Origin of the sequence: Muribaculum sp. NM65_B17 (assembly GCF_004793735.1) — a bacterium.
GTDB classification, from domain to species: Bacteria; Bacteroidota; Bacteroidia; order Bacteroidales; family Muribaculaceae; genus Muribaculum; species Muribaculum gordoncarteri.
The window spans coordinates 37,530-51,649 of the sequence record NZ_SRYY01000001.1; the positions used below are offsets into that span (position 1 = coordinate 37,530).

Annotated in this window: 12 protein-coding genes; 5 read left to right on the forward strand and 7 right to left on the reverse strand. The window is 47.6% G+C overall.

Going from position 1 to position 14,120, the window contains the following annotated elements:
* Positions 1-9 precede the first annotated feature (9 nt).
* The 3 genes from E5354_RS00185 to E5354_RS00195 form a co-directional block, all read right to left on the reverse strand.
* Complete coding sequence (locus E5354_RS00185; protein ID WP_135946011.1) at positions 10-1,677, reverse strand: hypothetical protein; 1,668 nt, start codon at positions 1,675-1,677, stop codon at positions 10-12.
* Between the two features lie 230 nt (positions 1,678-1,907).
* Positions 1,908-3,275: a histidine--tRNA ligase gene (gene hisS, locus E5354_RS00190; protein WP_123396012.1), complete on the reverse strand. Its 1,368-nt coding sequence runs from the start codon at positions 3,273-3,275 to the stop codon at positions 1,908-1,910.
* A 40-nt stretch (positions 3,276-3,315) separates the two neighbouring features.
* Positions 3,316-4,494, reverse strand: coding sequence for a hypothetical protein (locus tag E5354_RS00195; protein WP_123396011.1), 1,179 nt, complete (start codon positions 4,492-4,494; stop codon positions 3,316-3,318).
* A gap of 208 nt (positions 4,495-4,702) precedes the next feature.
* On the opposite strand from E5354_RS00195, the gene E5354_RS00200 reads away from it, so the two are divergent.
* The 5 genes from E5354_RS00200 to E5354_RS00220 are packed head-to-tail and all read left to right on the forward strand — an operon-like array spanning position 4,703 to position 10,104.
* Complete coding sequence (locus E5354_RS00200) at positions 4,703-5,728, forward strand: lysylphosphatidylglycerol synthase transmembrane domain-containing protein (protein ID WP_168184288.1); 1,026 nt, start codon at positions 4,703-4,705, stop codon at positions 5,726-5,728.
* Positions 5,729-5,741: 13 nt separating this feature from the next.
* A complete protein-coding gene (gene kdsB, locus E5354_RS00205) occupies positions 5,742-6,503 on the forward strand; it encodes a 3-deoxy-manno-octulosonate cytidylyltransferase (RefSeq protein WP_135946013.1) in 762 nt (253 codons plus the stop codon).
* A gap of 32 nt (positions 6,504-6,535) precedes the next feature.
* Positions 6,536-7,834, forward strand: a complete 1,299-nt coding sequence (locus E5354_RS00210) for a M16 family metallopeptidase (protein ID WP_168353783.1) — start codon at positions 6,536-6,538, stop codon at positions 7,832-7,834.
* Positions 7,835-7,876: 42 nt separating this feature from the next.
* Complete coding sequence (tgt, locus tag E5354_RS00215; protein WP_135946015.1) at positions 7,877-9,007, forward strand: tRNA guanosine(34) transglycosylase Tgt; 1,131 nt, start codon at positions 7,877-7,879, stop codon at positions 9,005-9,007.
* 23 nt (positions 9,008-9,030) lie between these two features.
* Positions 9,031-10,104: an LptF/LptG family permease gene (locus E5354_RS00220; protein WP_123396006.1), complete on the forward strand. Its 1,074-nt coding sequence runs from the start codon at positions 9,031-9,033 to the stop codon at positions 10,102-10,104.
* Between the two features lie 19 nt (positions 10,105-10,123).
* Here E5354_RS00220 and E5354_RS00225 read toward each other — a convergent pair whose 3' ends face one another.
* From E5354_RS00225 to E5354_RS00240, 4 genes are read right to left on the reverse strand one after another with little or no spacing between them, the layout of a single operon-like run.
* Positions 10,124-11,326, reverse strand: coding sequence for a GTP-binding protein (locus tag E5354_RS00225; protein ID WP_135946016.1), 1,203 nt, complete (start codon positions 11,324-11,326; stop codon positions 10,124-10,126).
* A gap of 57 nt (positions 11,327-11,383) precedes the next feature.
* Positions 11,384-12,259 (reverse strand): nucleoside phosphorylase, encoded by an 876-nt coding sequence (locus E5354_RS00230; RefSeq protein WP_135946017.1) that lies wholly within the window; start codon positions 12,257-12,259, stop codon positions 11,384-11,386.
* 59 nt (positions 12,260-12,318) lie between these two features.
* Positions 12,319-13,419, reverse strand: coding sequence for a DNA-processing protein DprA (gene dprA / locus E5354_RS00235; protein ID WP_135946018.1), 1,101 nt, complete (start codon positions 13,417-13,419; stop codon positions 12,319-12,321).
* Positions 13,420-13,423: 4 nt separating this feature from the next.
* A complete protein-coding gene (locus E5354_RS00240) occupies positions 13,424-13,795 on the reverse strand; it encodes an acyl-CoA thioesterase (protein ID WP_246863695.1) in 372 nt (123 codons plus the stop codon).
* Positions 13,796-14,120: the final 325 nt, after the last annotated feature.

Below are 14,120 nucleotides of genomic sequence, written 5' to 3' on the forward strand. Positions count from 1 at the left end.
TGTAGCGTTTTAGTGTATGTTACATACGAATAAATTCGCATTTTGGGGGTTACATTTGATAATATACTCTTTCAATCTCTTCTTTTTGGAATATATACTAGGCCTTTTTAAGTTGGTGAATATGCAAATTGATTTTGTTGAGAATCCAGCAAAAGTGTAAATAAGAAAATTAATATCATCTTTGGAGAGCTGAGGCATTTCTTCTCTAAGTTTTGTTATGATTCCGTTTAAGTCTTGGTTTAGGTTATGCTCAAGTTCAGATCTGAATTTATGACCTTTCATATCCTCGATTATCTGTTGAGCTTTACGCGCTATTATTTTCTGTTTTTGTTTAGGTTCATCATCGTTATATGCGAATAATTCATCACAAATATTATTTACAATCTCAAATTTTTCTTTAATTAATCTAGCAATACTCTTTTGAAGACGTTCGCTGTATTGTTTATTTTTTGTAATTGAGCTATTTTTAATATTTAGTGTTGAAATTGAATCCTTCAATTCGTGTATTTGTTGTTTTAATTTATATTCTTTATGTTTTACTTTTTCATGAAGATAATATATTACACTGCATAATATAAAAATAGAAATTACAATTAACAATAATATTTTTATCTTATGGTTTTCAATATCAGACTCTGATTTCAAAGAGCGATATTTATAATATTCACTAATAGCACTTGGAACATTATTTTCAATTATAGAATAAAAAATAGAATCTTTTTTAGTTTGTAAATCAAGAATTATTTCTAATGCGTCATTATAGTTATTACAGCCTATTGCATATTCATATTCCATTTGTTTTAATGTTAACTGGTCATAGTTATCTTCTAAAGATTTTAGCTCACTTAAATAGAATTTTGCTAAATCTAATTTTTTTTGACTTATGGCAAGTCGTATTAGGTATATATAGCAATTGGGAATAGATTGTTTGTCTGAGTTTTTAAATAAAAAATTTATATTATCCATTAATCTATCATATTGTTGTAATTTATATAAAGAGATTAATTGTCGATATTTGCCGTAATTTATAAGCGATTTATCATTAATATAATTGTCCATTATACTGTCAGATAACTCGATACATCTATTGTATTCTCCATGGTTGGCATAGCTTGCTGCTAAATCAATCATGACATAACGGTAATTGTCATTTCTCCCTGATTTATTATAATGTTCAGCTGATTTGTGTAGTTTGTCAATGGCTTTTTCATCGTCATATGTTTCATTGAATATTTCACCCATTAATTCATATGCTCTACCTAAATAATAATTATCCTTTAATTGTAAGGCAATTTCTTCACATTCGATTGATGATATCATCCCTCCGCTATAATTACCATTATAAACGCGGATTCTTCCTTGGCAATATAGGGCCGTCATAAGATGCTTCTTGTCATTATGTTCTCGAAAATAGTTTACAGCAATAGATATTAACGAATCGTTCATTTCAATAATATAATTGCGATATTGAGCGTGAGAATATAATACAGCATATAAGGCCTGGTTATATCCTTTCAGTGAAGTTGAATTTATATTGCGCAATATGGATAAGGCAGAATCAGGTTGTTCTGTCATTAATGATTCTGCTAAAATAAGATTTTTCTTTGTTGTTGAATCTGAACAAGCAATAAAAATCGGAATGAGTATAGCAAATAATAACTTAATATAATATTTCATAGATTTGATATATATTGTACAAATATAATATTTTTATTGATTAATATTATCGTTTATAAAATTAATACTAAATATAATGTTGATTTAAATTAAGCGAAATCTCTACTTTTTGTAATGTGACTTTGCAAATATTTGTGATTGATTTGCGTCTTGTGAGGTGTGAAACTATAAAAATTAGGCCTTCGGCGTAGTGCTGAAGGCCTTTATTATGTACGTTGTTTGTGTTATTATTAGTCGGCGAGGCGTTTTATCAACTCTTCGAGGGTGAGGAGTTCCTGATCGCCCGTTGTCATGTTTTTAAGCGTTACCTTGTTTTCGGCAAGTTCGGTTTCTCCGACTATGGCAACGAATGGTATTGCCAATGCGTTGGCATAAGCCATCTGCTTTTTCATCTTGGAATTTTCAGGGAATATCTCGGCCGACACTCCGGCTGTGCGAAGATGCTTTATCATCTGCATCGATGCACGGGCTTCGCTCTCGCCGAAGTTGGTAAACATCACCTTGACCGTGTCGAGTGCGTCGGCCGGATAGAGGTCGAGTGCATTGAGAACATCGTAGATGCGGTCGGCTCCGAACGATATGCCCACGCCCGACACGCCCGGCATTCCGAATACGCCGGTAAGATTGTCATATCGGCCGCCGCCGGTGATTGAGCCTATTGCAACATCACAAGCCTTTACCTCGATTATTGTGCCGGTATAGTAATTGAGGCCTCGTGCGAGCGACACATCGAGGTCGAGCTCGGCATTGAGTCCGAGTCTTTCGGTGCCACCGATGACTTCGCGCAGCTCCTCGATGCCTTTTCGTCCTATTTCCGAAGAGGCGAGGATGCCCTCCATTGTGGCGAGTCGCTCGGCTACGCTTCCCGAGATTGAAAGGATGGGCTGCAGGGCGTTGATGGCTTCATCGGAGAGTCCGTGTTCACGCAGCTCGGCGTTCACGTTGTCGATGCCTATTTTGTCGATTTTGTCGATGGCTACGGTTATGTCGACAAGCTTGTCGGGTGCGCCTATCAGTTCTGCTATTCCGGCGAGTACCTTGCGGTTGTTGAGCTTTATCGTCACGTTTATGTTGAGGCGTGTAAACACCTGGTCGATGAGTTGGAGCAGCTCAATCTCGTTGATGAGCGAGTCGGAGCCTATAATGTCGGCGTCACATTGGTAAAATTCGCGGTAACGGCCTTTCTGCGGTCGGTCGGCACGCCACACGGGCTGAATCTGGAATCGCTTGAAAGGGAACTGAAGTTCGTTACGGTGCTGGACAACGTAACGCGCAAATGGAACCGTGAGGTCGTAACGCAATCCCTTTTCACACAGTTGCGATGTGAGCTTGCCGGTGCTTTCGCGGGCGTCGAGCAGTGCGGGGTCGGCTCCGCGCAGGTAGTCGCCCGAGTTCAGAATCTTAAAGAGGAGCTTGTCGCCTTCTTCGCCGTATTTCCCCATAAGTGTTGACAGGTTCTCCATTGCCGGAGTTTCGATTTGACGGAATCCGAATAGATGGAACACCTCACGTATTGTGTCGAATATATAATTGCGTCGCGCCATTTCGATGGGCGAGAAGTCACGCGTTCCCTTGGGAATTGAAGGTTTCTGAGCCATAGTCTTTAAGTGAATTTATTTTGGCGCAAAGTTACCCTTTTTATGCCAAAGATGCAACACAATCCTCGGCAGTGTTGTCGTTGAGAATCGTTTTCATTATGTCGAGGTCGCTTAGCACCTCGCCTTGCATCAGGTAGTCATCGCTATGTCGCTGCACCGACTCATATATTGACAGGGCTTTGGCTCGGTCATGTTCCATGAATAGGGCCACGGCGCAAAGCACTCTCGGTTTTGACGACATCATGCTTTGATATTGCGTTATGTACTTTTTCAGTTCGTCGGTGAATAGTTCTCGGGCCTGTTCGATGCGTCCTGTGACAAGCGAAGTAAACAGAAGCTCACACTCCACCTCTTTGGCATAGATTGGGATTATCTCCGATTTGTGACGGTAGAACTCATCGAACAACCTGTATGCCTCCTCCCATTGCATCATGTCGAGCAGTCGCGACGCCCTCATCATGTCCATTGAGAACTCAAGCGCATCCTTGTAGTTGACTGCGCCCGTGTCGATAAACCATTCCCGAGGCATGTCTTTGGGGCGTATTCCTTCCTGAATCAGGGCATTGGCGCGGAGTTGCATGATGAATCCACGCCGGGCAAGCTTGTTGCGTGACAATGACAGGACATTCATTGCATCGTTGCTTATGCCGCCTACTTTCATCGGCACCCCGTTTATTATGATGAAGATAATGTCGATGAAGATGAATATCAATATAAATTCATGAACGAATGTCTTCAGCTCAACGGTCAGCAGAATGGCTAAAGCCGCTATCAGCGCGAGTAAGTTGGCCAATACTCCGCCTGAATTGTAAAGGATTACGGGTACTTTGTCGTCGGGTTTGTCGGGTGGGGTGAGCAGGCACTGTCCGCCTGTGCCTGCTATGGCGTAACGCTTGATGCGCAGTCGTCCGTTATCCTTTATCAGCGTCATGTTGAATATGCGGAACGACACGAAGCGATACCCCGATATAAGACCGCACACAAGATGCCCTCCTTCATGTATCAATACAAGTAAGGGCACCGCTATGATTGCGCTCAATACTCCTATCGCACCTCCGGTTATTCCGTCGCTTATATTTATTGTCGCAAGCTTGTGAAGAAAAGTGTCGAACGACATGTCGGTGAAAATGACAATTCCCAGCGTCACGAATATCATTCCCGCCGAAGCGCCTATTATCAGGCCTGCCGCAAGCTTTAGTATGGTCTTTATTATGTTCATGATTGGTAGTCGGCTTAAATAGCGGAGCAAATTTAATTATTTGTCACGTTCCTGCAAAATCGTTGCCTTTTCAATCGTCATGCGGGCTCATAGTGAATGAAGCGATAAATTATTTCCTAATTAGGGATAAAGGGGTTAACTTTGTAGTAGAATAATTGTCAGCGATACGGAGAGAAAAATGACAAGGTTTACTGAATCCGATAAAGAAATGTCATCACGATTAGGCCTTTGGAGGGTGCTGGTCCCTGTAGCCATAGGGCTTTGTGTCGTAGTGTGGCTCTTCTACAGGGAGTTTGATCCCGAAGTGTGGCACACGGTGCATTTCACCAATCGCGTTATATGGGGCATTGCCTTGGCGTGGGTGTTCATGCTGGGGCGTGACTTCGGTTATAGTTGGCGATTCAGGGTGCTGACCGACAAGGAGCTCCGATGGGGGCCGGCAGTGAGGGTGTGCATGATGTGTGAATTTACCTCGGCTATTACTCCGTCGACTGTAGGAGGCTCGTCGCTCGGCATGATATTCCTTCATCGTGAAGGTGTTAATCTCGGTCGTGCCACTACGTTGACAATGACTACGCTGTTCCTTGACGAGCTCTTCTTTGTATTGTCATGTCCGCTTATAGTGGCATTTGTGCCGTCAAAGGAGCTTTTTGGTTTCGGTCACAGTCAGTTTGAGATAGGAATCCGTTGGGTGTTCTGGTGTGTATACGCCCTTATATTGCTTTGGACAGTTGTGCTATTTGTAGGTATAATTGTTAAGCCTCATGCAATACGCAAGGCTTTGGTATGGCTCTTCGGATTCAGGTTGCTGCGCCGATGGCAGCCTACCGTCATTTCGCTTGGCGACAGCATGGTCGCCACTTCCAAGGATTTACGACACCGTTCAGCCGGATGGTGGATTGAGGCGTTTGCCGCGACGACAGTGTCGTGGATATCGCGTTATCTTGTCGTAAATGCCTTGTTTCTCGGCTTTGTGCCCTCGGCCGACCAGCTTGTGGTGTTTGGCCGTCAGTTTGTAGTGTGGGCCATACTGATGTTCAGCCCCACGCCCGGCGGCAGCGGTGTGAGCGAATGGCTGTTTACCGAATACTACGGCGATATGCTCCAAAATGCCGGAATAGCTCTGATAATCGCACTGTTCTGGCGCATAATCACCTACTATGTCTACCTCATAATCGGTGTGTGCATAGTGCCGTCGTGGCTTAAGAAAAGAGATAAAAAACAGATCAAATAAATAGAGTAGAGTTATGAAATTCATTGGTATCATACCGGCGCGTTATGCGTCATCACGTTTCCCCGGAAAACCGCTTGCCGACATTTGCGGAATGACGATGATAGAGCGGGTGTATCGTCGTGCTTCAATGGAGCTTGACGAAGTGTATGTGGCGACCGACGACGACCGCATTGCCGAGGCGGTAAAAGGTTTCGGCGGCAGGGTTGTCATGACGGCTGCAACCCATCGCAGCGGCACCGACCGATGCTATGAGGCCTATTGCAACATAGGTTCCGATGCCGATGTGGTAATAAACATCCAGGGCGATGAACCGTTTATCGATCCGTCGCAGATAGCTGAGGTGAAACGTTGCTTCGACGACGAGTCGACACGCATAGCCACTCTCGTGCGCAAGTTTGATCCGGCGCTGGGCTTTGAGGCGTTGTTTGATGCCAATACCCCCAAGGTCACGTTTGACGACAACATGAATGCGCTTTACTTCAGCCGCTCCATAATCCCCTATGTGCGCAACTTTAAGTGGCAGGAGTGGATCGACCGATGCACCTTCTACACTCATGTGGGTATGTATGCCTATAGGGCTGCAACTCTTGCCGAGTTGACTTCGCTTCCTCAAAGTTCGCTTGAACTTGCCGAGTCGCTTGAACAACTTCGATGGCTGCAAAACGGTTATAAGATAAAGGTGGGTGTGACCGAGTGTCCTACAATAGGCATCGACACCCCCGATGACTTGAAGAGAGCCGTTGAACTTTGTAAAACTCTTGAAGAAAAGCAATAATGCAGCACCCTGACAGAAAAACTCCTCCACAGGTGAGCAGCTTCGGACATCTGAACGTGCCGTCGATACGTGTCATGACGCTTGACAACGGATTGCCGCTTAAAGTTATCGACCACGGCAGCCAGGATGTGTGCCGACTCACCTGCGTGTGGGACGGAGGTATAGCCGAGTCACCCTCGATATCGTTGCCTACGATGATATTGAGCCTGATGCAGGAGGGAACCCGACATCACTCAGGTGTGGAAATAGCCGACCGCATCGAATTCAACGGTGCCCGCATAGCTTCGGGTGTCAATTCCCACCATTCGTTCATGAACCTGTTTACGCTTAATTCACGAGCCGACAATGTGATGCCGCTTTTGGCCGAAATGATTGTGGAACCGTCATTTCCCGAAAGGGAGTGGGGCGTAATAAAGGAGAAGACAGCACGCACCATCGAGCTCCTGCGCGAGAAAGTGGAGTACTATGCCACTTGCGAGATAAACCGGTTGCTGATGGGTGACAATCATCCGCTTGCAAGGATGGACACTCCCGACAATGTCCTGTCGATGACGGTTGATGACGCGGCACGTAACTATAAGAGCACTTATCGTCCCGGTCGTAACGTTGAGGGAGCACCCACGATGACGCTATACCTTGCCGGCCATGTCACGCCGGGGCTTGAGGAGCTTGTTAACCGCACGTTCGGTTCGATCGACATTGATTCAAGCCGTGGCGTAGAGCTTAAGTTTGTGCCGTTCGGTTCTGAGAATGATTCACGACGGTTAATCGAGATGGAGGGTGTGCTTCAAAGTGCGGTGCGCATGGGCATTCCCACGATAAGCCGCCAACATCCCGACTACATAGAGCTGCGGCTGCTCGTGATGGCTCTTGGAGGATACTTCGGCAGCAGGCTGATGCGTAACATAAGGGAGGACAAGGGTTATACCTATGGCATACAGTCCTATCTGCTCGGACATCCCGAAGGGGGGCTGATGCAGATAGCCACCTCGACCGACAACCGATATGTCGATGCCGTTATAGATGAATCAGTCAAGGAGATAGAGCGTCTTGGCACGGGCGATTTCACAACGGGCGAGATGCAACGGCTGCAACGTTATGCAATGTCGAGCCTTGCGTCGACCCTTGATTCGGCATTTGACATCATGGACTACTACATAAATCAAAAAGTGGCATTCACCCCCGACGGATACTTCGAGCAACAGGTCGATGCTATAAATTCGCTGACACCTCAACGGCTTGCCGAAGTGGCGCGTGAGCATCTGTCGGTCGACAAATTGACTATTGCAGTGGCCGGTGATTGTGTAAATAGTGCAAATGCACGCTCTTAGAGTTGCTTTTTGCCGCCAAAGATAGTAAATTTGCACTCTATTATGAAATTTGAGTTACAAGCTACCGATAAGTTCAGTAATGCGCGAGCCGGATTGATAACAACCGATCACGGCCCTATAGAAACCCCCATATTCATGCCTGTAGGCACCGTGGGGTCGGTAAAGGCCGTACATCAGCGTGAACTGGACGAAGACATAAAGGCTCAGATAATTCTGGGCAACACATATCATCTATATCTGCGTCCCGGCATCGACATCCTGGAACGCGCCGGAGGACTGCACCGGTTCAACGGCTGGAAAAAGCCCATACTCACCGACAGTGGAGGCTTTCAGGTCTTTTCGTTGTCGGCCAACCGAAAGTTGAAAGAGGAGGGTGCCTATTTCCGCAGTCACATCGACGGCTCCAAACACTTGTTCACACCTGAAGGCGTTGTCGACATACAGCGCTCGATAGGTGCCGACATAATGATGGCGCTCGATGAGTGCCCGTCGGGAACCGCCGACTACGATTACGCCAAGAAATCACTCGGACTTACCACGCGATGGCTACAACGCGGATGGAAGCGATATAAGGAAACCGAGGGTCGATACGGTTACTCGCAGGCTTACTTCCCTATTGTGCAGGGATGCACTTATGCCGACCTGCGCCGTGAGTCGGCCAAGACGGTTGCCGACCTTGGTGCCGACGGTAACGCCATAGGCGGCCTGGCCGTAGGTGAACCTGCCGAGGTGATGTACGACATGATTGAGGTGGTCAATGAGATACTTCCCGCCGACAAGCCGCGTTACCTTATGGGAGTCGGCACACCGGCCAACATTTTGGAAGCCATCGAGCGAGGTGTCGACATGATGGACTGCGTGATGCCTACACGTAACGGTCGAAACGGAATGCTTTTTACTGCCCACGGCATCATGAATATGCGCAACAAGAAGTGGGCCGATGACTTCTCGCCCCTGCAGGAGGACGGCCCGAGCTATGTCGACCGTTTCTATACGAAGGCTTATGTGCGTCATCTCTTTGCAGCACAGGAGATTTTAGGTATGCAGATTGCCTCGATACACAATCTGGCATTCTACCTATGGCTTGTGGGCGAAGCGCGCAAGCACATTCTTGCTGGTGACTTCAAGGCATGGAAGGATGTGATGGTTGAACGTGTCACTCGTCGGTTGTGACCTAAACTTGATGAAAGACTGCCATGTTTAAGATTCTTGACCGATACATAATAAGGAAGTTCCTTGGCACGTATATATTTGCAATCGTGCTGATTCTGGCCATAACGGTGATGTTTGACATCAACGAGAAGCTTGACGCATTCCTGAAGGCTCCGTTGAAGGCTACCGTGTTTGACTACTTCCTCAACTTCCTTCCCTATTTTGCCAATCAGTTCAGCCCGCTCTTCACATTTATTGCGGTGATATTCTTCACATCCAAGCTTGCCGACAATTCCGAGATAATAGCGATGCTGTCGTCGGGAGTCAGCTTTAAGCGGCTTATGGTGCCATATATGGTTTCGGCCGCTGTAATTGCCGCCTCAACCTGGGTTCTGAGCGCCTATATCATACCGCCCGCCAACATCAAGCGACTTGAATACACCAACACCTATGTGAAGAACAAGCGCGTAGACTACGGCAGCAACATCCAGCTCATGGTGGCTCCGGGCGAGATTGCCTATATGAGCCGATTTGACAACACGACAAAGACCGGCTATCGATTCTCGCTTGACAAGTTTGACGGCAAAAAGCTTGTGTCGCGACTCACCTCCACCACCATAAAGTGGGATACACTTTATCAATGGCAGGTGCGTGACTACATGATACGTGACATCGAGGGAATGACTGAAAAGATAACCAAGGGTTCGCGCCTCGATACAATCATACCCATCGAGCCGAGGGACTTCCTGATATCGGAAACCGATCATGAGAAGATGACCTCCCCGCAGCTTCAGGAGTATATCGCCCGTCAGAAATTGCGCGGTGTGGCCAATATAAAGTCATTTGAAATAGAGAATGAACGCCGCTATGCGATATGCGCGGCAGCGTTCATATTGACTCTGATAGGAATGTCGCTTTCGTCCAAGAAAGTCAAGGGAGGAATGGGTATAAACATTGGCATTGGCCTTGTGCTCAGCTTCAGTTACATCCTGTTTACTACCGTTACATCGTCATTTGCAATATCGGGTTACACATCGCCATTTGTAGCGATGTGGATTCCCAATGTAATCTACATAATAATAGGTATTGTACTCTATCGCCGCGCATCGGCAGGATAGAGCCGGAGAAAGAGTGCAATCACTCTTTCTCCAGACAGGCATCGAGTGCCGATGCTATTGCGTCACGGTCGAGATGCTGACCGATGAATACGAGTTTGATCATGCGGTCGCCGTAGACATCATCCCAGTCGCGTGCAAGTCCGGGCTCGTATTGCATCAATTGGCGTAGTTCTTCCTCGGGGGCTGTTGCATACCATAGTCCCGCTTCGGTAATTTTCTTCTGTACACCGGCTTGCTCGAAAAGAATCGACATGTCACGATTGTGGCTGAAGTAGAGCACGCCCTTGGTGCGTATTACGTTTGCCGGCCAATTCATGTTGACATAACGGTCAAACTTGTCAAAGTTGAACGGACGGCGGCGGAAGTAGACAAATGTCCCGATACCGTATTCTTCGGCTTCACCCTCTCCATCGTGATGGTGGTGATGGTGATGCTCGTCATGATGGTGATGGTGCTCGTCATCATTGTCGTCATCATCAAGAGGCTTTTCTATCTCATGCACCCATGTCGCCGACGTGGCCACCGACTCGAAGTCAAAGAGCCGTGTGTTGATTATGTCCTCAAGCGGAACATCTGCATAGTCACACTCTATGATACGGGCCTTGGGCTGTAGGGTGCGTATGATGCTCTTTATGAGGCCGGCTTCTTCGGGCGTGACTTCTGAAATCTTATTGAGGAGGATTATGTTGCAGAACTCAATCTGTTGAATTACGAGATTCTCTATGTCGTCCTCGTCGATGTCACGCTTTGTGAGCGAGTTGCCGCAGCTGAATTCGCTCTTCATGCGAAGGGCGTCGACCACGGTTACGATGCAGTCGAGATAGGGCGGCTTTATGCCGAATACGGTTGAATAGTCGTCCATCTGACGCATTGCGTCGATGGTCTGCGCGATAGGTGCGGGCTCGCACACTCCGCTTGCCTCGATTACGATATAGTCGAATTTGCGTGTAGCAACGATGTCCTGCAACTGCTTTACGAGATCCATCTTCAATGTGCAGCATATACATCCGTTCTGCAACGCCACAAGGTCGCCCGAATCGTCCTGTCCTACGATTCCGCCTTTCTGTATGAGGGTTGCGTCGATGTTTACTTCGCCGATGTCGTTTACGATTACGGCAAACTTTATGCCTCGTTCATTGGAGAGAATGTGATTGAGCAAAGTTGTCTTACCGCTCCCGAGATAGCCCGTGAGCAGCAGGATTGGTGTAGCTTTACGATTCATTTCGATGTTATGTTGATGTTTTGTCGGATAGTTCTTGACCGTGTCGCCGACTGTGGGTCAGATGCGTTCGAGCACGGTCTTTATCAAGTCGTGAATTGCTGTTTTGTAATTGGGTGTTGCGTTGGTCGACACGCGATTTGCGATTATTGAGCACACGGTCATAGCCTTGTGTCCGAGCAGCAGTGACAAGCCCTGCAATGGCGCACTCTCCATCTCGTAGTTGGTGACGGGTTCACCGTTGTAACGGAACTTCTCGATGCGGTTGTTCAAGTCGGGATTGGCGAGTGGCAATCGAAGTTCGCGGCCTTGCGGGCCGTAGAAGCCTACAGCCGATATGGTGTGACCTCTCACCATGTCGTCACGTCCTATGCGCTCAACGAGTTCCTTGTCGGCAGGTACTACGTAGGGCGTTGCCCATAACGGATTCCAGTGTACATAGTCGCAGAAAGCTTGTTGATAGTCGATGTCACACACTTCGTTGCGTCCGGCATAGTAGTTGAGCACGCCGTCAAATCCTATTGCATGAGCGGCTATGACGGGTGTGCCCACAATCAGTTCGGGCTGTAACGCTCCCGATGTGCCTATGCGCACGAGGGTGAGTGTGCGGTGTTCCGGCTTGATTTCTCGGGTGGCGAAGTCGATGTTGGCAAGTGCGTCGAGCTCGTTAATCACAATGTCGATGTTGTCGGGGCCTATGCCGTGACTAAGACACATTATTGGTTTCCCCTTATAGGTGCCTCCTATGGTGTGAAATTCACGTGACGACACTTCAAATGTCTTGGTGTCGAAAAATTCAGCTACCATGTTTACTCGTCCCGGATCGCCTACGAGGATTATTCTGTCGGTCAACTGGGAGGGAAGAAGGTGTAGATGGAAGATTGTACCGTCGGGATTGATGATCATTTCTGACGGTTGAATTTTTTTAGTGCTCATGATAGTCTTTGAATTTTGGTTGTTATATAGATTCTAACGCGCACACCGGCTGTGATGTTTTACGAAAGTCGGTATTTACCACCGGGATAGGTGATAATAATGCCTTTGAACTCCATGTCGATAAGCGTAGTCATCAACCGGCTTATGGGGATGCCGAGCGTGACACACATTTCATTGATGCATCCCTCGCCATTGGCGGTGAGGTAGTCGGCTATCGATTGCTCGTCGGGTGACATCGTGACGGGCAGCTCCTCCTGAGTGCCTTCGGTAGGCTTTGATTTCCACTGCATTGCCTCGATGAGCGCATCGGCACCGTCGATTAGTGCCGCCACGTTGGATGCTATCAGCCGGTTGCATCCGCGACTGTATTTGTCGGATGTCCTTCCGGGAAGTGCCATGACATCGCGGTTGTAGGCCGCTGCGATGCCTGCAGTGATGAGTGCACCACCTTTTTCGGCCGATTCCGCTACGACGAGGCAGTCGGCAAGCCCGGCTACAATGCGGTTGCGAGCCACGAAATTGCCTTTGTGCATAACGCTTTTCGACATGTAGTCGGTGACGAGCATGCCTCCTTTGTGTACTATTTCGGCTGCCGCGTTACGGTGAGCCGCCGGGTATATGGTGTTAAGACCGTGGGCCAGGACTGCAACGGTAGGCAGTCCGACATTCATGGCGGCCCGATGGGCGGCGATGTCGATGCCATAGGCGAGTCCGCTCACGATAACGGGCGGAGAGTCGAGCTTTGCCGCGAGGTCGTCGATGAGGCGCGTTACGAAATCGATTCCATAGGGCGTTGCGTGACGCGTGCCTACGATGCTTATCATGTGACGGGCATTGATGTCACACTCTCCAAGCGTGTACAGCATCAGCGGTGCGTCGTCGCACTCGGTCAATCGCGAAGGGTAGTCGCTGTTGCGGAAATATAGTGTGTGAATCCTGTTCTCATCGATGAATCGCGCCTCATTTAGGGCACGTTGCATCAGCTCGGCTCGGTAATCGGAATCGAATAGCCGGTTGGAGCACCCCATTATTGCCGACAGCTTACTCTTGGGGAGTGTAAAGAATGTCGCTTCGTCGCCGGTGCGGGAAAGTATTTCCTCGGCCAATCGGCGATTGATGGAGCGTAACGATGCAAATGCTATGAGATAGGGATCGGTCATTTAATTACAGATAATCCTTGAAAGCTTCGGCAAGTTCGTCACCTCGGGTGAGTCGTCCGTTACGTGTCGCGACACAGCTCACCTTGGATGTTACTACGGGCTGCCCCTGCATGTTATATATGTCCTGGATGAATACGAATCGCGCTCCGTTGCGCGTTATGTTGAGCTTGCTCACAAATCGCTCGCCAAGACGGAGCGGGGTCTTGTAGGTGATTTCGACCTTGTTCAGGACGGGGTCGATGCCTTGCTCGTGCATGGCACGGAATGAGAGTCCCGCCCATTCGCAGAATTCATGGCGGGTGTGTTCGAGATAGTGAAGATATATGGCATTGTTTACGATTCCCTCGGAATCGACTTCATAATCACGTACCTTCATTTCAAGTTGAAATATATATTTTTTATCCATGCTCAAATTTAACAAAAAAAATTCATACTATTTTTATTTATTCATAATTTCGTGTGAACCATTAATTGACAAGAGGTGTTATAAAAGGGCAATACGGCACACATTGCCTATTGCAATAGAATTTGTTGATGATTCTGTTTGGTGGTTTGTAATTGGTGTCGCGTAGCGGCGGGATTATTAAACTTTGTTTGATGTTTGTAATTTGATTGCGTGCCTGACATAATGTCTTGGCGCGTAATCGACTTTATATATGTGTTTGTCAGAATAAAAAAGAGCAGCGGACGACCAAAAGGCC